At 64.6% G+C, this 23,235-nt stretch carries 14 protein-coding genes and 1 riboswitch; of the genes, 8 read left to right on the forward strand and 6 right to left on the reverse strand.

Features of this window, described 5'->3' with window-relative positions; translation table 11 throughout:
• The first annotated feature begins 135 nt into the window (after positions 1 to 135).
• From recC to arfB, 4 genes are read left to right on the forward strand one after another with little or no spacing between them, the layout of a single operon-like run.
• On the forward strand, positions 136 to 3,540 hold the full coding sequence (gene recC, locus NK8_RS04685) for an exodeoxyribonuclease V subunit gamma (protein ID WP_213227738.1): 3,405 nt from the start codon (positions 136 to 138) through the stop codon (positions 3,538 to 3,540).
• A complete protein-coding gene (gene recB / locus NK8_RS04690) occupies positions 3,537 to 7,217 on the forward strand; it encodes an exodeoxyribonuclease V subunit beta (protein ID WP_213227740.1) in 3,681 nt (1,226 codons plus the stop codon). Before recC ends, recB begins: the two co-directional genes overlap by 4 nt.
• Positions 7,214 to 9,241: an AAA family ATPase gene (locus tag NK8_RS04695; RefSeq protein ID WP_213227742.1), complete on the forward strand. Its 2,028-nt coding sequence runs from the start codon at positions 7,214 to 7,216 to the stop codon at positions 9,239 to 9,241. The genes recB and NK8_RS04695 overlap by 4 nt, the downstream gene beginning before the upstream one ends.
• Before the next feature lie 22 nt (positions 9,242 to 9,263).
• Positions 9,264 to 9,677, forward strand: a complete 414-nt coding sequence (arfB, locus tag NK8_RS04700) for an alternative ribosome rescue aminoacyl-tRNA hydrolase ArfB (protein ID WP_213227744.1) — start codon at positions 9,264 to 9,266, stop codon at positions 9,675 to 9,677.
• A 115-nt stretch (positions 9,678 to 9,792) separates the two neighbouring features.
• Here arfB and NK8_RS04705 read toward each other — a convergent pair whose 3' ends face one another.
• From NK8_RS04705 to thiC, 6 genes are all read right to left on the reverse strand, one after another.
• Positions 9,793 to 10,725: a DMT family transporter gene (locus NK8_RS04705; protein WP_213227746.1), complete on the reverse strand. Its 933-nt coding sequence runs from the start codon at positions 10,723 to 10,725 to the stop codon at positions 9,793 to 9,795.
• 109 nt (positions 10,726 to 10,834) lie between these two features.
• Positions 10,835 to 12,436, reverse strand: coding sequence for an L-lactate permease (locus NK8_RS04710; protein WP_213227748.1), 1,602 nt, complete (start codon positions 12,434 to 12,436; stop codon positions 10,835 to 10,837).
• Between the two features lie 199 nt (positions 12,437 to 12,635).
• Positions 12,636 to 12,764 (reverse strand): hypothetical protein, encoded by a 129-nt coding sequence (locus tag NK8_RS43350; RefSeq protein ID WP_286202780.1) that lies wholly within the window; start codon positions 12,762 to 12,764, stop codon positions 12,636 to 12,638.
• Between the two features lie 244 nt (positions 12,765 to 13,008).
• Positions 13,009 to 13,536, reverse strand: a complete 528-nt coding sequence (locus tag NK8_RS04715; RefSeq protein WP_213227750.1) for a hypothetical protein — start codon at positions 13,534 to 13,536, stop codon at positions 13,009 to 13,011.
• Positions 13,537 to 13,747: 211 nt separating this feature from the next.
• Positions 13,748 to 13,960, reverse strand: coding sequence for a glycine zipper 2TM domain-containing protein (locus NK8_RS04720; protein WP_213227752.1), 213 nt, complete (start codon positions 13,958 to 13,960; stop codon positions 13,748 to 13,750).
• Between the two features lie 207 nt (positions 13,961 to 14,167).
• Entirely contained in the window at positions 14,168 to 16,099 is a 1,932-nt protein-coding gene (thiC, locus tag NK8_RS04725; protein ID WP_213227754.1) for a phosphomethylpyrimidine synthase ThiC, read from the reverse strand.
• Positions 16,100 to 16,240: 141 nt separating this feature from the next.
• Positions 16,241 to 16,382, reverse strand: a riboswitch (TPP riboswitch).
• Positions 16,383 to 16,623: 241 nt separating this feature from the next.
• On the opposite strand from thiC, the gene NK8_RS04730 reads away from it, so the two are divergent.
• The 4 genes from NK8_RS04730 (at position 16,624) to NK8_RS04745 (ending at position 22,908) form a co-directional block, all read left to right on the forward strand.
• Positions 16,624 to 17,565: an EamA family transporter gene (locus NK8_RS04730; RefSeq protein ID WP_162065305.1), complete on the forward strand. Its 942-nt coding sequence runs from the start codon at positions 16,624 to 16,626 to the stop codon at positions 17,563 to 17,565.
• 86 nt (positions 17,566 to 17,651) lie between these two features.
• The gene (locus tag NK8_RS04735; protein WP_225936204.1) at positions 17,652 to 19,058 is read left to right on the forward strand and encodes a hypothetical protein; all 1,407 of its coding nucleotides are present in this window, start codon (positions 17,652 to 17,654) and stop codon (positions 19,056 to 19,058) included.
• A gap of 75 nt (positions 19,059 to 19,133) precedes the next feature.
• Entirely contained in the window at positions 19,134 to 20,480 is a 1,347-nt protein-coding gene (locus tag NK8_RS04740) for a hypothetical protein (RefSeq protein ID WP_213227756.1), read from the forward strand.
• Between the two features lie 520 nt (positions 20,481 to 21,000).
• Positions 21,001 to 22,908 (forward strand): YadA family autotransporter adhesin, encoded by a 1,908-nt coding sequence (locus NK8_RS04745; protein WP_213227758.1) that lies wholly within the window; start codon positions 21,001 to 21,003, stop codon positions 22,906 to 22,908.
• The last annotated feature ends 327 nt before the right edge of the window (positions 22,909 to 23,235 follow it).

Consider the following 23,235-nt stretch of genomic DNA (forward strand, 5'->3'; position numbering starts at 1 on the left):
ACGAGTCTAACTCAACTCACCAGGGGTTCGGACCTCGGCCATCCGGCCAGGTTCTCGGGGTCGCGCATGCTTTGCTATGCTGGCGCCTGAACTCTCACAAAGCTTTTCAAATCGCGCCTTTCGAGGCCGCTTTCCATGCTCGAACTCTTCTACTCGAACCGTCACGAGACGCTCGCCGCCGCGCTCTTCGAAGACCTCGACGCCTTCGCGATGCGCGAGAGCGATCCCTTCGCGCGCGAAGCCGTCATCGTGCCGAGCGCCGCCGTGCGCCGGCGGCTCGAACTCGACATGGCCGAGCGCTTCGGCATCTGCGCGAATGTTGATTTTTGTTATCTCGCGCAATGGCTATGGGCGCAGATCGGGCGCGTGCTGCCCGTGCCCGCGCATTCGCCGTTCGCGCCGGACCGGCTCGCGTGGCGCTGCTACCGGCTGTTCGAAGATCCGTCGTTCGGCGATTCGGCGCGGCTGTCCACGTATCTGAGCGCCGCCGACGATTCGATGCGCTACGAACTCGCGCGGCGCATCGCGACGGTCTTCGACCACTATCTGACGTATCGCCCCGAATGGCTCACGCACTGGCAGGCGGGCGGCTCGATTCTGGCGGGCAGCGGCACGGAGATCGATGCGCGCGGCCCGCGTCTGGCCGGCGCGAACGATATCCAGCGCGAGGACGAACGCTGGCAGGCCGCGCTCTGGCGCGCCTTGCTCGCGGACCTCGCGCGCGACACAGACGCCGACGGCGAAGCGAAAGACCCGACGCCGCCCGCCTACCGCTTTCTCGCCGATGCCCCCGAACTCGATCTCGACGCCGTCATGCGCGCGCAATGGCCGCGCCGCATCAGCGTGTTCGCGCTGCCGACGATGCCGCCGCTGCATATCGCGCTGTTGCGCGAGTTGTCGCGCTGGATCGACGTGCGTGTCTATGCGCAGAATCCTTGCCGCGAGTTCTGGTTCGACATCGTGAGCGAGGCGCGCGTCGAGCAACTGGAACTGAAGGGTGAAGCGGACTTTCAGGAAGTCGGTCATCCGCTGCTCGCGGAGTGGGGACGGCAGACGCAGGCGCAACTGCACATGCTGCACGAACTGACCGAGCGCGCGGCGTCGAGCGAGCGGCAGCTTTTCGAAGACAACGCCGCGCCCACGTGGCTCGCGCGCGTGCAGAACGGCATCCTCGCGCTCGACGACGAGAACGCCGGACCGGAGCCTGAGGACATCGTCGAGACCGGCATCGAAGTGCACGTGTGTCACAGCCTGTCGCGCCAGCTCGAAGTGCTGCACGACCGCCTGCTCGACTGGTTCGACACCATCGAAGGTCTCGAGCCTTCGGACGTGCTGGTCGCGTTTCCGGATCTCGCGGTGGCGGGACCGCTCATCGACGGCATTTTCGGCACCGCGCCGGCGGGCGCGAGCAACGAGCGGCGGCGCATTCCTTATCGCATCACGGGTTTGCCGCCGTCGCAGGCGAATCCCGTCGCGCGTGCGCTCATCGACTGGCTCGCGCTCACCGAACGCAGCGTCGGCGCGCCCGAACTCGTGGAATGGCTGCGCGTGGACGCGATCGCGGCGCGCTACGGCATCGACGCCATCGCGCTCGAAACCGCGCAGGCGTGGCTCGCGGCCGCGGGCGCGCGGCGCGGCTTGCGCCCGGACGACGTCACGGCCGACGACGTGCCCGCCGCGCGTCACACGTTCTCCGATGCGCTGACACGTCTCTATCTCGGGTACGCGCTGCCGGGCGGCGGCGCACCGGTGGCCGAATGGCTGCCGATCGAAGGCGCGAACGGCTCGGACGCCGAACTGCTCGGCCGCCTCACGCGCTTCGTCGACGACATCGACGCGTTCGCCGAACGCATCGCGACGCCGCGCACGGCTCGCGCCTGGGGCGATCTGCTGCGCGATGCGCTCGAACGTTTCTTCGACGCGGGCGTCGCCTTCACCGATTCGGTCGGTGACGTGCGCCGCGCGATCGATGCGCTCATCGTCGCGATGGACGAAGGCGCGGGCGCAACCGAGGTTTCCGCCGCCGTGATCCGCACGGCGCTCACCGATACGCTCGACGATCCCGCGCGCGGCGGCGTGCCGTGGGGGGGCGTCACGTTCTCGTCGCTGACGAGCCTGCGCGGGTTGCCGTATCGCGTGGTCTGCCTGCTCGGCATGGACGACGGCATGTTGCCGAGCCTCACGCGCGCCGACGAGTTCGACCTGATGGCGCGCTTCGGCAAGCTTGGCGACCGCCAGCGCCGCGACGACGAGCGCAACCTGTTTCTCGATCTCGTGCTCGCGGCGCGCGACCGGCTGATGATCGCGTACACGGGGCGCAGCATCCGCGACAACGCCGTGCTGCCGCCCGCCGCGTTGATCGACGAACTGCTCGACTATCTGGCGCGCTCCGTCGCCGGCAAGCATGCGAGTCCGGATGAACTCGGGCAAGCGCGCGCGGGCTTCGTCTTCGAGCATCCGTTGCAGCCTTATGCGCCCGATTATTTCCATCAGGATGGCCGGCTCTTCACCTACGAACCCGAGCGTGCCGAACTTGCCCACGCGCTGGAGTCGGGCAAGACGCAGCCTGTCGCGCGATTTTTCTCCACGCCCTTGCCGCAGGAAGAGGACGTGCAGACCGTCGCCTTCGATGATTTCGTGCGCTTCTGGCGCCATCCCGCGCGCGCGCTTCTGCGTGACCGGCTCGGCATCGCGCTGGTGGACGCCGAGGCCGAACTCGACGCCAACGAGCCGTTCGAACTGGGCTTCGCGGGTCGCGACGCGCTTGCCGCGCGCGTGTTGCCCGCGCTGCTCGAAGCCGCCGAAGATGGCGACCGCGCCGCGCGCGAACGTGCGAGACGCGTCGCGCGCGCGAGTCCGGAAATGCCGGGCGGCGCGACAGGCGGCGTGTGGCAGGCGCGCGAGCTGCATGCGCTGGGTCTTCTGGCGGAGCGCGTGCGCGCGTCGACGGCGGCGGGCGTCGAGCGTCTGCCGTTCTCGCTCGATCTCGCGCCGCGCTGGCCCGACACGGCCGGTGTCGCGCTGTTCGGCGCCTATGACGACGCGCTCGTCGACGTGCGGCCGATGACGCTCGTCGGCACGCTCAACGCGCTGACGCCGCAGGGCCAGGTGATCTATCGCTATGACGCGCCGCGCGCGCGCGATTACCTGTCCGCATGGCTCGCGCATCTTGCCTACTGCGCGGCGCTGCCCGAAGGGCCGCGCCGCACGATATGGCACGGACGCGGTGCGCAATCGGCGGATTTCGAGTTGACGCCCGTCGCCGATCCGCTCGCGCATCTGGCGGCGCTTGCGGCGCTGTATCGCGCCGGACGGCGCATGCCGCTCAGATTCTTTCCGAAGAGCGCGTGGCTCAAGGTGAAGGAGGGCGATTCGAAAGCGCAGGCCGCGTGGGAATCCGAACGCACGCGCGCCGAATCCGATGACCCCGTATTTCGCATCGCGTTCCGAGGCACGGACCTCGCGCTCGACGACACTTTCGCCGCATTCGCGCGCATCGTGTACGACCCGCTCGTGCAACATCTGCGGAGCGGCGCATGACGACATCATTCGTGGACGACACCGTGCAGGAACTCGACGTCTTCGCTTGCGCGCTCGACGGCGTGAACCAGATCGAGGCTTCCGCCGGCACGGGCAAGACCTGGAACATCTGCGCGCTGTATGTGCGCCTGTTGCTGGAGAAGCGGCTCAGCGTCGAGCAGATTCTCGTCGTCACCTTCACGAAGGCGGCGACCGCCGAGCTGCACGAGCGCATCCGTTCGCGGCTCGCGGGCGTCGCGCAGTCCATCGAGAACGGCGATGCTGCCGGCGATCCGTTCATCGAGCGGCTCTTCGAAACGACGCTTGCCGACATCGACGCCGAGGAGGCCGCCAAACGTCTGCGCATCGCCGTGGCCACGTTCGATCAGGCGGCGATCCACACGATTCACGCGTTCTGTCAGCGCGCGCTGCAGGAAGCGCCGTTCGCCGCCGCGATGCCGTTCGCGTTCGACATGGAAGCCGACGACAGCGCGCTGCGCTTCGAACTCGCGGCGGATTTCTGGCGCGAACGCGTGGAGCCGGTGGCGGCGCGCACACCGTCGTTCGCGTCGTGGCTCGTCGCGAAGGGTGCGGGGCCCGCATCGCTCGACGCGCAGCTCGCACGGCGTCTGAAGAAGCCGCTCGCGGCACTGCGCTGGGGCGGCGCCGAGGCAACTCAGGCCGCCGACGTGCAGGCGCTGTTCGAAGAGGCCTGCGCGCTGTGGAACGCTGAGCGCGACACCATCGTCAAGCTGCTTGCGGACGCGCAGGGCGCGCTCAAGGGCAACAGCTACAGCGCGAAGATCGTCAGTGAAGCTATCGACGCATGGACTGCGTATTTCGCCGAGGGCGACTGTCACGCGCCGCCGCCCGAGCGCGCGCTCAAGCTCACGGCGAGCGCGCTGGCGAAGGGAACCAAGCTCAGGAACACGCCGCCCGCGCACGCCTTTTTCGATCAGGCCGATATGCTCGCCGCGTCCGCCGCCGCAGCCGAAGCATCGCAGCGCGCGATGTGGCTCGACGTCGTGCGTGAGTGGCTCGGTCACGCGCCGGCGGAGCTTGCCGCGAGAAAGCGCGCGCGCCGCGTCGTGTCGTTCGACGATCTGCTGTCGAACCTGCATCACGCGCTGGTCCGGCACGCGTGGCTCGCCGAAGCGCTGCGCGCGCGCTATCCGGCCGCGCTCATCGACGAATTCCAGGACACGGACCCGCTGCAATACGCAATCTTCAACCGCGTGTTCGCGCCGCACGGCCCGCTCTTTCTCGTCGGCGATCCGAAGCAGGCGATCTACAGCTTCCGCGCCGCCGACCTGCACACGTATCTCGCCGCGCGCCACGGCGCGAGCGCGCGCTATACGCTCGCGGTCAATCAGCGCTCGACGCCGCCGATCATCGAGGCATGCAACCGCCTGTTCGAAGCGAATCCGGCCGCGTTCATTCTCGATGGCCTCGACTACCAGCCGGTGCGCGCGGGTACGCGCAAGCGCGGCCCGTTCATCGACGAAACGCCCGCCGCCGCGTATTCGGACATCGCGGATTTCTGCGTGTGGATGCTGCCGCACGGCGAATCCGCGCTTCTGAAAACGAACGCGCAGCGCGATGCCGCCGAAGCCTGCGCCGCCGAGATCGCCCGGCTCTTGCGCGGGGCGCAGCGCGGCGAGGTGCGTATCGGCGCACGGCCGCTTTCGGCGGGCGATATCGCCGTGCTCGTGCAGACGCATCGGCAGGGCAGCCTCGTGAAGCGCGTGCTAGCGGCGTGGGGAATCGGCAGCGTGGAACTGGCGCAGGCGTCGGTATTCGGTTCGCTCGACGCTGAGCAGATCGAGCGCGTGCTCGCCGCCATCGACACGCCCGGCGATTTGCGCCGCCTGCGCGCCGCGCTTGCCACCGACTGGTTCGGTCTCGACGCCGCCGCGCTCTGGCGGCTCGAACACGCGGACGCGGCCGATCCGCACGGCGAGCCGATCGATTCGACGAGCTGGGTCGAGCGCTTTTCGCGCTATCGCACGATCTGGCACGAGCGCGGTTTCGCGGTGATGTGGCGCACGCTCGCGCGCGAGCTGTCGATCGCGACGCGTCTGGTCGCACGCGCCGATGGCGAGCGCCGGCTCACGAACGTCAATCATCTCGCGGAGCTGTTGCAGGCGCGCTCGGCCGAGCAGCCCGGCATCGCGCCGACGCTGCGCTGGCTGGCCGCGCAACGCGAGCAGCAGGGCGGCGGCGAAGAAGCGCAACTGCGCCTCGAATCCGACCGCAATCTCGTGCAGATCGTGACCATCCACAAGTCGAAGGGGCTGGAGTACGCGGTCGTGTTCTGTCCGTTCCTGAACGATGGAGCCGCGCGCGATGCGTCGAAAACAGGCTTGCCCGATGCGCGCGAGTATCACGACGACGCGGGCGTTGCGGTGCTGCATTACGGCATTGAGGCCGACGAGGACGAACACGTGAGCGCGGCCATCGCGCGCGAGCAGGCGGCCGAACGCGCGCGCCTCGTGTATGTCGCGCTGACGCGCGCGGTGTTCCGCTGCTACGTCGTCGCAGGGGTCTATATGTCGAGCCGCTCGACGAAGGAATCGCGCCGCAGCGTGCTCAACTGGCTCGTCGCGGGCAAGGGGCGCGACTTCGATGCGTTCTGCCATGAGCCGCCCGAGGAAGCGGATATCGCCGCCGCGTGGCACGCGCTCGCGGCGCAGGCAAACGGCGCGATCGGCGTCGCGCCGCTGCCGGTCATCGACGTGCGCGAGCCGCTCGTCGCGGACACGTCGGGCGCACACGAGATCGCCGCGCGCACGAACAAGCGCATTCTGCGCGATCGCTGGCGCATGGCGAGCTTCAGTTCGCTGATCGCCGCCGGCGCGCGCGACGAGGCGAATCAGGCGCAGCCGGCCGAAGCGCGTCCCGATCACGACGAGCTTGCCGCGCTCAAGGACATCGTGCGGACCGAAGCGCCCGCACTCGCCGCCGACGACATTCTCGCGTTTCCGCGCGGCGCGGCGGCGGGCGAATGTCTGCATCGCATGTTCGAGCTCGCCGATTTCACGGCGCCTTCGGGCTGGGACAGCGCCGTCGAGCGCGCGTTGCACGAGCATCCGACGCCCGCGCCCGAGGCGCTCGCGCCGCGTCTGCGTCCGATGATGCTGCGCCTGCTCGCCGATACGCTCGCCACCGAAATCGCGCCCGGCATGCAGCTTGAGAACATCGCGATGACGCGTCGCATGAACGAGCTGGAGTTTCTGTTCTCCGCCGAGACGCTCGATTTCACTGCGCTGCGGCGTCTGCTCGCCGCGCACGGCTTTCCCGATGTCGCGCTCGAAAGCGGCGCGTTGCGCGGGTTCATCAAGGGATTCATCGACATGATCGTCGAGCACGACGGGCGCTACTGGATCATCGACTGGAAGTCGAATCATCTGGGCGACGCCGTATCGGACTATGCCGCCGCGCCGCTTGCCGTCGCGATGAACGAGCATGCCTATCATCTGCAGGCGCTCATCTACGTGGTCGCGCTGCATCGCTATCTGCGCGCGCGTCTGGCGGGTTATGCGTACGACACGCATATCGGCGGCTATCTGTATCTCTTCGTGCGTGGCGTACGCCCCGACTGGCGAGATGGCGAGTCGCCTGCCGGCGTGCATCGCGGCCGGCCCTCGCGGGAACTGGTGGAGGCGCTCGATCGCCTGATGTCCGGAGGCGCGGCATGAGCACGCCCGATGCCATCGAAACGGCGCGCGCCGCGCCCGCGCCCGCGGACGAAAACGCGGCGCTCGCGGAAGGCTTCGCGCGGCGCATGAGCGCGCTCGCAGCGCGGCTCGGCGCGGACGAGCGCGGTGTGCTGTGGGCGGAACGCGCCGCGCTCGCGATCAGCCGCGCGACCGCGCAAGGCCATGTGTGCGTGCCGCTCGGCGCGCTCGCGCGTCGCCATGATGCGCGCTTCGACGAGGCGCGCGACGGGCTGCTCGCAAGCGGAGTCGCGTGCCTCGTGCGCGGCGGTGCGCGCACGGATGCGGCCGATCTGCTGCCGCTCGTCATCGACGAGAACGGGCGGCTCTATCTCGCGCGCTATTTCGACTACGAGCGGCGGCTCGCCGAGGCGCTCGTCGAGCGCTCGCGCGCGGCGCGCGTGCAGATTTCGCAGCAGGCCGTCTTGCGGCAGGCCGAGCGTATCGCGCGCTATTTCGGCCCGCGCGCCGACGACGAGATCGACTGGCAGCGCGTCGCCGCGTTCGTCGCGCTGGCGGGACGGCTCACGATCGTGAGCGGCGGGCCGGGCACCGGCAAGACGACGACGGTCGTCGGCGTGCTGGCGTGTCTGCTCGACGCCCATCCGGGCTTGCGCATCGCGCTCGCCGCGCCGACCGGCAAGGCCGCGCAGCGCATGCAGGAGGCGCTCATCGAACGCGCGGACAAGCTGCCGCCCGAACTCGCCGAGCGTTTGCCGCGCACCTCGTTCACCTTGCAGCGCCTGCTCGGCGTGCAGGCGGACGGGCGCTTCCGGCATCATCGCGACAATCCGTTGCCGTACGACGTGATCGTCGTCGACGAAGCCTCGATGATCGATGTCGCGCTCGCCGCGCATCTGCTCGAAGCCGTGGCTCCCGCGGCCCGTCTCGTGATGCTCGGCGACAAGGATCAGCTCGCGGCCGTGGAGGCGGGCGCGGTGTTCGCGGAACTGAGCGCCACGCCGTCGTTCAGCGGCGCGGGCGTCGCGCGTATCGCGTCGGCGCTGTCGGTCGATGCGAAGCGGCTGGAGGCGGCGCTGCCGCACGCCGAAGCGCGCGCCGTCCAGCCGCATCCGTCGAGTGAGCCGCAACTCGATTTGTTCGATTCCGCGCCCGTCGACGAGTCGGAAGGCTACGACGAACTATTCGATACGCTGCCCGAAGACTGGGACGACGGCCGCGCGGAATCGGCGCCCGCGCTCACGGATTGCGTCGTCTGGTTGCAGAAGAACTATCGCTTCGGACTCGATTCGGACATCGGCCGTTTGTCGATCGCGATCCGCGACGGCGACGAAAAGGCCGCGCTCGACGCGCTCGATCCGTCCGGCGAGCGCGCGGCCGTGCTCTTCGACGATGGCGACGCGACGCTCGCCGAGCGCACGCTCGCGCGCCTTGCCAAAGGTTTCGCGCCCTATGCCGAGGCGCTGTCCGCCGTGCTCGATGACGAGGAGGCCGATCACGCCGGGCTCTTCGACGCGCTCAACCGCTTCCGCGTGCTGTGCGCGACGCGCAAGGGTCCGCGCGGCGTCGACGAGGTGAACGCGCGCATCGCGGCGAAAGTGCGCGAGCAGGCGGGCATCGCGCTTGCGCTGGGTGCACAGTGGTTCGCCGGGCGGCCGGTCATCGTCACGCGCAACGACTATGCGCTCGGACTCTTCAATGGCGATATCGGCATTGCGCTGCCGGGCGCGGACGGCTTGTTGCGCGTGGCGTTTCGCATCGCCGATGGCTCGCTGCGCTATGTATCGCCCGCCGCGCTGCCGCCGCACGACACCGCGTTCGCCCTGACCGTCCACAAGTCGCAAGGCTCGGAGTTCGAGCACGCGGCGCTCGTGTTGCCGGGCACGTTCGTGCGTGTGCTGTCGCGCGAACTGGTTTATACCGCGATCACGCGGGCCAAGCGCAGGGTCGAAGTGATCGGCTCGGCGGCGATCTTCGCGCAGGCCGTGAGAGAGCCGACGCGGCGCGATTCCGGGCTTGCGGCGAGAATGCGCCGTCTGGCATGAATGCTGGATAAAGGAGCGATCGATGACGATGACCGACAGCCTCGCCGTGCCGCCGAACGAAATCGAGCTGACGGCCGTGCGCGCGCAGGGCGCGGGCGGTCAGAACGTCAACAAGGTGTCGAGCGCGATCCATCTGCGCTTCGACATCCGCGCGTCGTCGCTGCCGGAGCATATCAAGGCGCGTCTGCTCGCGCTCAGCGACAGCCGCGTCACGCGGGAAGGCGTGATCGTCATCAAGGCGCAGGAGCATCGTACGCAGGATATGAACCGGGCGGCGGCGCTCGCTCGGCTCGACGAACTGATTCGGAGCGTCTCTGTTACGCGGCGCAAGCGCGTCGCGACCAAGCCGACGCAGGCTTCGCAATTGCGCCGCGTTGAAGGCAAGGTGAAGCGCGGGGCGATCAAGGCGGGGAGAGGGCCGGTGCGGGGGGATTAGACCGCGTTTGGAGGGTTGTCGCGGGTTGGACAACCCTGAAACGCATCAGATGAGTCCGCCAAATCAACTTTGCATTCCTTGGCAAGTGTGATCGTCCGGACCCGAAGGAGCCAGTTCACGGCGCGAGTTTGCGTCGTCCGATGAAGGGCACGCGCTTCACGACGCCCGTGGCGAGCGCGGTACCCGCGAGCACGATCGCGCACCCTGCCAGCATCACGGGCGAAACGTGCTCGCCCAGAAACAGCGCACCCCACAAAATCCCGAAGAGCGGGATGATGAAGGTCACGGTCATGGCGCGCGCGGGGCCCGCAACCGTGATCAGATGAAAATAGATGAAGTACGCGACACCCGTGCAGCCAATGCCGAGCGCGAGCACCGCACCCCACGCATGCGCAGAAATCGGCGCGGCGGGCCACGTGAGGAGCGCGATCGGCGCAAGCGCGAGGGTCGCGCCGATCATGCTGCCGGCGGCATTGGTCATCGCGTCGACGTCCATCAGGTACTTCTTCGCGAAGTTGCCCGCCACACCGTAAAGCGCCGACGCCGCGAGTGCCGCCGCCGCCGCGAGCATGCCCTGAACGGGCAGCGGGGCATCGTGGCCCGCCTGTTCCGGGGCGATCTGATTCCACACCAGCACGAGCACGCCGGCGAAGCCGATGGCCATGCCGATCGTGCGCGCGGTAGTCAGGCGATCCCGAAGCCACACGTAGGCGACGAGCGCGCCGAAGAGCGGCGTCGTCGCGTTGATGACCGACGTGGCGCCGGCCGAGAGCGTCAGTTCGGCATAGGCGAAGAGACAGAACGGCGCGGCCGAATTCAGCATGCCGACGACGAACAGCTGCCGCCAGCGCGTGCGCAGTGTCGCGGCCGTGGCGGCGAGCGGACGGCGCGCCAGCAGCATCGCGACGAGAAACACGGCGCCGATGCCGACCCGCAAAGCCATCAGCGGCGCGACGCCGAACTCGGCCACGCCCACGCGAATAAAGAGAAACGACGCGCCCCACAGGGCGGCGAGGACGATCAGTTGCAGCAGATTGGCGGGTGACATGGCGGGGCGGACTTCGGTTTGCGTATCGAAAGTCCGCGCATGTTAGCACCGCGCGCATACCAAAAAAGGGTTCGCGCAACGAAAGCGCAAGAATCGGGAGAGCGGGGAATCAGTGCGGCGGGATCATCCACGTCAGCACGTTCTGTTGCAGCCACACGAGCACGCCGAGCAGCACGGTGAGCAAGATCGAATGCCAGAAAGTGCGCGCGAACACGAGGCCTTCCTTGCCTTTGAGTTCGGTCGTCGCGACGCCGGTCGAAATGTTTTGCGGCGAGATCATCTTGCCCATCACGCCGCCCGACGAGTTGGTCGCCGCCATCAGCACCGGATTGAGGTTGAGCTGGTTCGCCGCGACCACCTGCAGGTTCCCGAACAGCGCGTTGCCCGACGTGTCGCTGCCGGACAGGAACACGGCTACCCAGCCGAGGAACGCGGAGACGAGCGGGAAAAACGGCCCGACCGACGCCACGCCGAGACCCAGCGTGTAGTTCATGCCCGAGTAGTTCATCAGATACGCAAGGCCGACGATCGTCGCGACCGTCAGAATCGCGATGCGCGTCTGCACCCATGTATCGACGATCGCCGCGCCGTATTCGCGCGCGGGCAGTTTCACCAGGAGCGCGGTGATGATCGACGCAACCAGGATCGCGGTGCCGGTCGCGAGCGGCTGGAAGTCCCAGATCGCGCCGTAGGGCTGGTTGTACAGCGTGATGTAGACGGCCTTGTCGAGGCCCGGCCACGCGACCTTGACGTCGCCGATCAGGAAGATCTTGAGCACCGTCCACACGATCACGACCACCGAGACGACGATCCACGGCAGCCAGCCCTGGCCGCCCGGAATCGTCGAGCGCGTGGTGCCGAGGCGCTCGACGTTCACCGCGAAGCGCTCGTCCGCGACGGGCTTCCACACGCGCAGGAACGCGATCGTCAGGATCAGCGAAACGAGCGACGAGAGCACGTCGGTCAGTGCATAGCTGATGTAGTTCGACGTGACGAACTGCGTGAGCGCGAACGCGCCGCCCGACACCAGCAGCACCGGCCAGACGCGCGTCATGTTGCGAAAGCCCGCGTAGACGCCGATCACGTAGAACGGCAGAAAGAACGCGAAGAGCGGCAACTGGCGGCCGACCATCTTGGCGAGCGCGTCGGTCGGCAGATGCGTGACGGCGCCGAGCACGGTGATCGGCACGCCGAGCGCGCCGAACGCAACCGGCGCCGTGTTGAAGATCAGGGTGAAGGTGAGCGCTTCGAGCGTCGGGAAGCCGAGCAGGATCAGCAGCGAACTCGTGATCGCGATGGGCGTGCCGAAACCCGAGATGCCTTCGAGCAGCGCACCGAACGAAAAACCGATCACGACGAGCACGATGCGCCGGTCGTTCGGCAGGTTATCGACCATCCACAGGCGAAACGCCTCGAAACGCCCCGAGCGCTGCGCGACGTTGTAGAGCAGGATCGCGGCGAAGACGATCCACATGACTGGCCAGAGCGCGAACACGGCGCCGGCCGCGACCGAATCGAGCGCGAGCCCGACCGGAAAATGCCAGCCGGCCACGGCGATGACGAGCGCGAGAATCAGGCCCGCGAGCGACGCCTGCCACGCCGGTCGGCGCGCCCAGCCGAGCAGCACGAGCACGAGGATGATCGGCAGCGCGGCCACGATGAACGAAGTGAGCAGGGAATGGGCGATCGGGGTGAGTAGCTGATGGAACATCGGGGCTCCTTGCGGGCGTCATGAGCGAGAGGCGCGTGACGTTCGATGTTCAGCAGCAGGCTGCGACCGGCTTAAGCATCCGCATAACGCGCACACTAAGAATAGGGCGCGAACGGCCTGCGTCAAGGCGCGAATGCCGATTCATTGCGGCACGCCCGGAGCGCCCGGGCGTGGCAGGACGCGCCGGCGAGGCGCGCGATCAGCTTTTGGCGATGGCCTCGGGCGTGGGGCTATCGCGCTGGACGGCGGGCGTCTGTCTGAACACCCACACCGTCAACAAGCCGAGAGAAGCGAGCATCCACAACAGGAAAAACGCAAAGGCCATCATGTCCGATCCCCCGATACGGAAAGTCGCTCTCGCGACGTGGTAATTGGGGAACTAGATAGCCAGAACCGTGCCAATCGTCTGGCGAAATCCGCCGACGCCTTGTCGGATAAGGAAAGTGTCCGGCCGCACAATCGCGCGGTGACGGCCCAATCGCCGGTTCGATCAGAAAATGTTGCAGTGATGTTACGAGTCAATGCGCAAACTCGTCATTTGTCTCATCCGGTGCAACATACCGTGGCGCGCCTCAATGCCCGTGGCCGCCGCCTCCGCCGTGCCAGCCTCCGCCTCCGCCTTGCCAGCTACTGCCGCCGCCGTGCCATCCACCGCCGCCGCCATGCCAGCCGCCGCCGTGCCAGCCGTGACCGTGCCACCCGCCGCCCCAGCAGCAACCTCCGCCGCCCCAGTATCCGAAGCTGAGCGAAACCGCGGGATAACCGTAGCCATATCCGTAACCGTAGTAGGCCGGATAGGCGGCGTAGGGCGGATAGTAGGGGTATGAATACGGAACCGTCTGGTAGTAATCCGAATACGGCGACCCGACCGCATATTCGTATTGCGGCGGGAGCGTCGCGCTGCCTGTGAAGGTTGCCGCCGTGCCGGACGCCCCCTGCGCGGGCACCACGAATTCCCGCTGCGTATAAGCCGTGTTGACGACGGGATAAGGCGGATAGGCCGGATAGCCGTAAGGGTAATAGCACCCGCTGACGATGAGCCCGGCGGCGAGCGCAACGGCCGCCTTTCCAGGTCCGATAATGCTGCGAGCGGAAATCATGGTACTGCTCCTTGCGATACGGCTTGCCGGACTCTTGAATCGGATGAGGGGAGAACGGGTCCGTTAAGAAGCAGCTTAGTCGAACGATGTCGTCAGTCGTTGCGCGTAGTGTGACAAAGCATTACCGGCGCACGTTTACGTATCAGAAATGAAACAAGGAGACGAAATCGCGGCGAAGCGAGCGTGCCTCGCCGCCCGAAACCCGGTCCCGCTACTTGCCGACCTGATTGCCGATCACCCCGCCGACCGCCGCGCCGCCGAGCGTCGACAGCGCGCTGCCGCCGATCACCGCGCCGCCCGCCGCGCCCACACCCGCGCCGATGGCCGTATCCCGTTGACGCGTGGTCATGTCGCCGCAAGCGGTCAGTCCTCCGAGGAACGCAACGACCATTGCGGCGGCGCCGATCTGTTTGATGGTTTTCATGTCGACTCTCCAATTCGATGATGAAGTGAATCGGCGGCGGTTCGTCACGACGTTTTCGCCGGTTCGTTCGTTTCTCAGCAGGAAAAATGCCTGAATCGTCAGATGAACCACACATCGAGGCCCGACAAGGCTTTGCGCCCGACGCACATAAAAAAACGGCCTGCCGCACGCATCGTGCGACAGGCCGTTGTCAGCCATCCGGAAGCATCAAGTCGGCTGGTAGATCTCCGAGCCCTTCTTCACGAACTCGATCGCCTTCGTCTCCATGCCCTTGGCGAGCGCCTCGTTTTCGCTCAGGCCCTGCTTCGCCGCAAAATCGCGCACGTCTTGCGTGATCTTCATCGAGCAGAAGTGCGGGCCGCACATCGAGCAGAAGTGCGCGACCTTGGCAGAGTCCTTCGGCAGGGTTTCGTCGTGGAATTCGCGCGCCTTGTCCGGATCGAGACCGAGGTTGAACTGGTCCTCCCAGCGGAATTCGAAGCGCGCCTTCGAGAGCGCGTTGTCGCGCACTTGCGCGCCCGGATGGCCTTTCGCCAGATCGGCTGCGTGCGCCGCGAGCTTGTAGGTGATGATGCCTTCCTTCACGTCGTCCTTGTTCGGCAGGCCGAGGTGTTCCTTCGGCGTGACGTAGCAGAGCATCGCGGTGCCGAACCAGCCGATCATCGCCGCGCCGATGCCCGACGTGATGTGGTCGTAACCCGGCGCGATGTCCGTCGTGAGCGGTCCGAGCGTGTAGAAGGGCGCCTCGTCGCACCATTCCAGTTGCAGGTCCATGTTCTCCTTGATGAGCTGCATCGGCACGTGACCGGGGCCCTCGATCATCACCTGCACGTCGTGCTTCCACGCGACTTGCGTCAGTTCACCGAGCGTCTTCAGCTCGCCGAGCTGCGCTTCGTCGTTGGCGTCGTAGATGGAGCCGGGACGCAGGCCATCGCCGAGCGAGAACGAGACATCGTATTGCTTCATGATTTCGCAGATGTCTTCGAAGTGCTCGTAGATGAAGCTTTCCTTGTGATGCGCGAGGCACCACTTCGCCATGATCGAGCCGCCGCGCGACACGATGCCGGTCATGCGGTTGGCGGTCAGCGGCACGTATTGCAGGCGCACGCCGGCGTGGATCGTGAAGTAGTCGACGCCTTGCTCCGCCTGCTCGATGAGCGTGTCGCGGAACATTTCCCACGTCAGGTCTTCGGCTTTGCCGTTGACTTTTTCGAGCGCCTGATAGATCGGCACCGTGCCGATCGGCACCGGCGAATTGCGGATGATCCACTCGCGCGTCTCGTGGATATGCTTGCCGGTTGACAAATCCATCACCGTGTCGCCACCCCAGCGGATCGCCCAGGTCATCTTGTCGACTTCCTCGCCGATCGAGGAGGTCACCGCCGAATTGCCAATGTTCGCGTTGATCTTCACGAGGAAGTTGCGGCCGATGATCATCGGCTCGCTTTCCGGGTGATTGATGTTCGCGGGAATGATCGCGCGGCCGCGCGCCACTTCCTCGCGCACGAATTCGGGCGTGATTTCCTTTGCCGCGTCCTTGCCGAACGCCGCCGCGCCGAAGGCCTGACCCGGATGCTGGCGGCCCATCATCGCCGCGAGCTTTTCGCCGTTCGGGCCGCTCTGCTTCAGGCTTTCGAGATATTCCGCGCGCCGCTGGTTCTCGCGGATCGCGATGTACTCCATCTCCGGCGTGATGATGCCTTGCCGCGCGTAGTGCATCTGCGAAACGTTCTTGCCGGGAATCGCGCGGCGCGGATGACGATGCAGATCCGGGAAGCGCAGTTCGGCCGTCTTCGGATCGGCGGCGCGCTCGCGGCCGAATTCGCTCGACAGGCCGCTCAGTGCTTCGGTGTCGCCGCGCGCTTCGATCCACTTGCCGCGCAGCGCGGCCAGGCCGGAGCGGATGTCGATGTTCGCGTCCGGATCGGTGTACGGGCCGGACGTGTCGTACACGTAGACGGGCGGATTCTTTTCGCCGCCGAAGCCGTCGGGGGTGTCGGATTGCGAGATTTCGCGCATCGGCACGCGAATGTCGGGCGTCGAACCTTCGACATAGACCTTGCGCGAGTTCGGCAGCGGCGCGATGGCGGCGGCATCGACGACGGCGTTCTCTGACAGGAACTTGGGGTTGGCATTCATGTGCTGTCTCTCCTGTGTGGGACGGTTTTATCCGGGCTCGACGCGGACGAACGCCGTCGAGCTCGGCTGATTCAGGAGCTAAACAGGGAGGAACGAGATGGAAAGGTACGGGTCCGGAAGAAGTGGCGTGGATGCTGAAGGCCTTGGAACCCGAACGCTTCCCTGCGCTGGCATTATCCAGATCAGGTTCAAAGGGTATTTCTCACCCACGCCGCACGAAGCGATTCAGACCGATGAAGCCGGCGAGACCGCGATGTGCAACGCAGGACCCCCGCGTTAGCAGCCGACACGTTACACCGGGGCGTGGCGTCTTGGCAACCATTCGTAAAGATGTGCGACCGCGTTGCGCGCTTACTGCATAATGTCGAGCGCCGCGGATTCCGGGTTTTCCCGGGGATCGCGCGGTCTCTCCTCGCGCACTCGCACTTCTTCGTTCCGCCATGCCGTTCAGTCTGGTCGTTGCCGCAGCGTCTTTCCCGGTCTCGTTTGCAGTCATCCGGCGCGCAGCCGTTGCGGAGTAATGCATGTCCGCTCTGCCGCCGCCGCGTCTGCCGTTCAGCTTTCCCGACCGTTTTCCGTTTCGTGCGCCGCGCTCCTTCAAGGGGCAGGTCGCGCTTGCGCTGGCCGTCGTCTATCTCGTGTGGGGCTCGACGTATCTCGGGATCCATCTGTCGCTCGAGTCGTTTCCGCCGCTCATGCTCGGCGGTTTGCGCAATCTGTGTGCGGGCGTCGGGCTGTTCGTGATCGCCGTGCATCGCAAGGCGGTGTGGCCGAGTGCGCGGGAAGTGCGCAATGCGGCGATCGTCGGAACTTTGCTGGAAGGTTTGTCGAGCGGGATGATGGCCTACGGCATGCGCACGGTGGGAACCGGCACGGCTGCGGTGATGGTCGCCACTGTGCCGCTTTTCGCGACGATCTTCACCGCGTTGAGCGGGCGCGGGGTTGCTAAGGGCGAATGGTTCGCGGTGGCGCTGGGGTTGATCGGCATCGTGCTGCTCAATCATGGCGATCCGTCGCCGAGTTCTACCGTCGGCACATTGGCGATTCTGTGCGCGGCGATCTTCTGGGCGGGCGGCGCGCATCTGGCGAGCCGTTTGCCGCAACCGTCCGATTTGTTGATGTCGACGGCCTTGCAGATCGGGCTGGGCGGTCTGATCGCGACGGGCATCGCGCTGGCGGCGGGCGAAAGGCTCACGCAGGTGAGCGTTGGCGCGGGGTTTTCGTTCGTGTATCTCGTGGTGATCGGTTCGATGGCGGCGTATGTCGCTTATAACTTTCTGATTCGGAATACGAGCACGATCGTCGCGACGAGTTGTCTTTATGTGAATCCGGTCGTCGCCGTCTTGCTGGGCGCGCTGCTGCTTGGCGAAATCATCACGCAGTGGACCGTTATCGCGACGGTCGTGATTCTGCTTTCGGTCGGGCTTTCGTTCTGGTTTGATTATCGAAGGCGTGGGCTGGCTTGAAAAATCGGGAACCATCCGCGCGCGGAGATAGAAGTTCACACGATCCGAGATGAAACAAAATGTCCTTGCACTTGCTGGCGTGCCGAGTGCAGGAGAAACTTCGCGGTGAGAACGCCAAGTCGCAGACGCGATATGCGGTAACACGGAGCATCGCCTTGACCACCCACGTCATCAGTTTCTTCGCGGACGATAGCGCTCGCGCTTCGTTGGAGAATCATCGCCGTTATTGCGAACGGCAGGGATATACGCACGAATACGTCGATGCGAGCGCGATAGGTTGGCCGCAACTGCGCATGATCATGAAGTATCAGGTGCTCTTGCGAACGTTGCGCACCTGCGCGGAAGGCGATCTCGTTCTGCTGCTGACACAGGATTGCTTGCTGAAGAGCGATATTCGCTGCGAAACGTTGATTGAAGATTGCGAATCGGACTGGATTGCCGCGCAAGACTCCGATTACGTCATGGCGTCATTTCAGTTGTGGCGCAACACAATGATGTCACGTGCGCTTGTTACGCACCTTTTCGGTGGTGCGAAACTCTGCTATGAAACGCCCCTGAGCGAATCGGACCTGTTGACGCTGTTGAAGCCGGAACCGTTCGACCGCAGATATAACGGGCAACTCGCCGTCTCGCCGGTTGCTTTGGATACGTCGATGTTCTGGGTCGACTTCCCGGTCTTGGCGCTTGCGCTAGTGGACTTGCCAGTGGCGCCTAGAAACTATCCAATCTGCACGAAGCTGCGCGATCTGCTCGCGGGGCATGTCAACGAATGTCAGGCAGAAGGGCTGCCTCTCTTCACATGGCCGCGGCAGAACACGTCTGATCCCGTTGCGCGCTATGACGCGATCAACTCCCATGCGCCCATTGCGCTCGCCATGCTTTACACCCCCAACGTCAGCGAGTACGGCGAGATCGCGGAAGCCAACCTGCGGCGCTATTGCGCGCGTCACGGCTATGCGTTGCATGTTTATCGCGACATTCCGGATCAGGCCGGCTGGGATGCGTCCGGCAACTGGTTCAAGCCATGGGTGCTGCGCCATCATCTCCAGCAGCATCAATGGGTGTTCTGGATCGATGCGGACGTGCTCGTCGTCGATCAAAAGAAGCCTTTGGAACCACTGTTGCAAAACGTTGACCGGGTATTGGCGGCAGATATCAGCTGGCGTTTCAACTCGGGTGTCATGGGATTTCGTAACACGCAGGAGAATGCCCGGTTACTGGAAGAAGTCGCGCAGACGGTCAGCGACATGTCGGACAAGTCGACTGTCTACGCGAACGGCGGCGACCAGGACACCTTCATCAAGGTCATGGAGCGTCATGGAAAGGCCACTGACGACGAACTGATCGACTGCACAACGCTCAATACGCCTTTCCAGCTTCAAACGCGCGATAGCTTCATGGTGCATTACATGGGTATGCAGCCGGCCTTTCGCGCGCTTGCGATGCGTCATGGCGAACTGCTCAGTCGGGAACTGGATACGAGCGGCGTCTGAACTGCCGGCGCGGCAGATTCCGCGGCAAAGCATGCGTGGTCGCCGACTCGGCCATGCCGAGTAATGGATAAAGTCATGGCCACCCACGTCATCAGTTTTTTCGCCGACAGCCACGCTTACGCATCGCTGGAGAATCATCGCCGCTATTGCGCGCGGCAGGGGTACACGCACGAATACGTCGACGCGAGCGCGATAGGCTGGCCGCAATTGCGCATGATCCTGAAATACCAGGTGCTGTTGCGAACGCTGCGCGCCTGCGCTGAAGGCGATTTCGTACTGCTACTGACTCAGGACGCCCTGCTGTTGAGCGATATCCGATGCGAAACACTGATGCAGGGTCGTGCTGCGGACTGGATAGTCGCACTGGACTCACCGGGCAATTCTGATTACGTGATCGCGTCGTTCCAGCTCTGGCGCAACACTTCGGCCGCGCGCGATCGCGTTAAACGCCTTTGCGAAGGCCCGAAGCTGGGTCGCGCGCCTGTGAGCGAATCCGATTTGCTGCGTCTGCTGGAGCCTGAGCCGTTCAACATGGCATACGGCGGACGCCTTGCTGTCGCGCCTGCAGGGCTGCACGCGTCGCTGTCGTGGGTCGAGTATCCGATCCTAGCCGTCGCACTCGTCGATCTGCCCGAGGCGCCGACGAACTATCCCGTTTTTTCGACGCTGCGTGATCTATTCGCTGAGCACATCAACGATTGTCAGGCGAAGGGGCTGCCGTATCTCACACTGCCGTCATCAACTGCTGGCCAGTCGGTTGGGGATTACGACGTGATGAATTCTCACGCGCCCATCGCGCTCGCGATGCTTTATACGCCGAACATCCGCGAGTACGGAGAAATCGCGGAGCGCAACTTGCGGCGCTATTGCGTGCGGCACGGATATGCGCTGCATGTCTATCGCGACGTGCCCGAGGACGCCAGCTCGGACGCCACCGGAAACTGGTTCAAGCCATGGGTTTTGCGCCGGCATCTGCCGCAGCACGAATGGCTTTTCTGGATCGACGCTGACGTGCTTGTCATCGATCAGTCAAAGCCGCTGGAGCCCTTGTTGCAGAACCGCGATCGCGTGATCGCGACGGACATTAGCTGGCATTTGAATTCGGGCGTCATGGGATTTCGCAACACGCAAAAGAATCTCCATGTGCTGACGGAAATCGAGCAGGCTGTGGGCGATATCGCGAATAAGTCGTCCGTACACTCGAGCGGCGGCGATCAGGACGTTTTCATCGAGGTCATGATGCGTCACGGCATGGCCGCCGATGATGAACTACTCGATTGCACGACGCTGAACACACCGTACCAGCTTCAGACGCACGCGAGCTTCATGGTCCACTACATGGGCATGTGGGCAGTCCTTCGCGCGCTCGTGATGCATCATGGCGACCAGGTCAGTTGTGAACTCGACGCGAACCGTCCCTGAGCTTGGGGACTCTTGAATAATTAGAGCGTGAGTGGGAGCCGTCGGCGGCGTCGCGTCCGACGCGACGTACTCATGCCTCAAATCTAAGCAAATCATTCAAAAAGCGAGACAGTCAGATTTTCCTGTCAATTGTCTGACTATAATGCGGACTAGAGCAACAGTCACACTGATTATTTGAGATTTAACTTCCGACGCTGATCGTCCGATCAAGGGTCCAATTTGTGACGGCTGCCGGTTGCGATGATTATCGGAAATCAAAACTAAGAATCGTCCTCTGCAGGAAATGATTTTTCTGATTCAGACGGACCGAGTCTGAATCCAGTAGCTACGCCGATTTCGCCGTTTCACGGCGAGGGTCGACTTTTAGCCAAAAAGCCAAAGTACAACCATCGGTAATCACTCCGACGTTGCAATACATCGTAAAGCGGCAGGATATCAATTCATGGCTCGCACCGTCGAAATAACGAGGCGGAGGATAGGTTTTCGCGTGAGCGAAAAATAAGGCTTCGTCCGGTGAACCTTGGACGGTGTCGAACGCAGCCAAGATTTACAGAAAAGTATTTTTATCGAGGAATTATATATGAAGCATGATGGGATTCGGTTCAAACCGATGGTGATGGCGATTTTCGGCTGTATGGCGGTGCTCGCTACGGCGAATGTCTCTGCTGGCACGACTGTTGGATTTAGTAACGACGTGGACTCGTCCGTCAAGCGCGACGGTCTTAATATCTTTGGCGATAACAATTCCACGGCTGCGAATGGAGTAATGATCGGAGACGGACAGTGGAACAGTCTGAACAACAGCGTCGTGATTGGCAATAACGCAAGAACGATGGCCCCCATTTCCTTTGATGACCCCGATAGAACGTTTACTTTTAAAGTCGACGCGGGTCCGGCTGTCGCTATTGGATATAACGCCGCGTCAGGCCCGCGAGGCGTCGGTGTTGGTGAGGGAGCGCGTGCATCAGATTACGCCGTCTCTGTAGGCGCTGATGCAGAGGCCGATGATTCAGCCATTGCGGTTGGACGTAGTAGCTCTGCCGGAGAAAGGGGTGTCGCCATAGGAGCGAACTCGCGTGCCGATTACCACGGGGTTGCAATCGGCAGCGACACATTGGCAGATCAAGGCCTAGCAATCGGAAATAGTTCTCATAGCGGCGGTAACGGCATTGCATTGGGAGAAAACGCGTGGTCGGGAGGTGACAGCTTGGCACTTGGCGTCGGCGCGCGAGCTGATATGTGGGGAACGGCAGTTGGTGAGTCGGCAACGGCGGTCAACGTACGCGGAGCCGCTTTCGGTAACGAATCGTTTGCAGGAACCGTGGGTACAGCCATCGGCGCGGGAGCACGCGCGGAGGGCTACGGAAGCACCGCCTTGGGAGTTGACACGACAGCCGAGGATTGGGCCGGCATTGCAATCGGCTTGGGCGCGCACGCCGCGGGCGGCAACTCACTCGCGGTCGGAGCAGGTGCTAATGCAACGGGCGGCGACGGCTCGACTGCTTTGGGCGCCAATGCCGGTGCATCGGGTCGCGGCTCTATCGCCATTGGCGGTGCCAGTGCGTCAGGCGAAAACTCTGTCGCGATTGGCAGATATAGTAGCGACGAAGGTCAGGCAATGGTGGTCAGCTTTGGTTATGGGTGGAACAAGCGTCGTTTGACGAATGTCGCAAACGGCATCGACGGCACCGACGCGGTGAACATGAACCAATTGAACGCCGTGAGCGACCTGGTTGCGCAAAACACTGCCGACATCCTCGCTCTCCAAGGCGGCGAGGGGCTTGTCCAAGGCGCGATGCTCCGCTCGACCGTGCGCGCCGCAGCTCCGGCACTCGTCGGCGCAGCCGCGCCCGCCGTCTCCGACTCGCTCTTCGCAGCAAGCGGCAACGCCGGTGAAACCGCCACGGCATCGGGCGTCCACGCCACCGCCATGGGCGCGAATTCCGTCGCCAGCGCAGATAACTCCGTCGCTCTCGGCGCCAACTCCGTCGCGGATCGCGCGAACACGCTGTCCGTCGGCGCGGCAGGCAGTGAGCGTCAGATCACCAACGTCGCGGCCGGCACGCAAGGCACGGACGCGGTGAACGTCAATCAGCTGAACGACAAGATCACGCAAGCGAATGCCTACACCGACCAGGCCGTCGCAGGCGCGAACGCCTACACGGATCAGGCCATCGCCAGCACGCGACACGACATGGAACGCTACGCTGATCGCGCAGCGGCATCGACCCTGGCGATCCCGAGCATTCCGGTGCTCAACTCGGGCGAGAAGTGGGCCGGCGTGGCGGTCGGCAACTACGGCAGCGCGACCGCTGTCGGCGTCGCCGCGGCCTATCAGGTGTCGATGAATCTGAACCTGGGCGTCGGCGTCTCGTCGGCAAATGGTGGTTCGACCGCCGTCAAGGCGCAGGCAGGCTACCGCTGGTAAGCAGACGTCGATGGAACGGGCGGTCTGCCGCCAATCCATCTGACGACACTCGGACCCGGGCACATCGATAGCGGTGTGCCCGGGTTCGCCGTTTGTAAGAATCGTCCATCCGCTGACGCTTCTCTCCATCCCTGCCTCATCACCCGAAGCATTCCTCTAACGAAAGCAAACCCTTATCCCACAAGCCTTTGCGGCATACCCACGTCACCACGCACCGATCAGGGGCACGTCGATTGCTCGATGCCGACACCCGTCACGGCGCTGTCATCAAAACTCCAACATCGCCGCTGACGGCCGAGGAAGGTCAACAAGGGAAAGTCCGCGCGG

Origin of the sequence: Caballeronia sp. NK8, from assembly GCF_018408855.1 — a bacterium.
GTDB lineage: Bacteria > Pseudomonadota > Gammaproteobacteria > Burkholderiales > Burkholderiaceae > Caballeronia.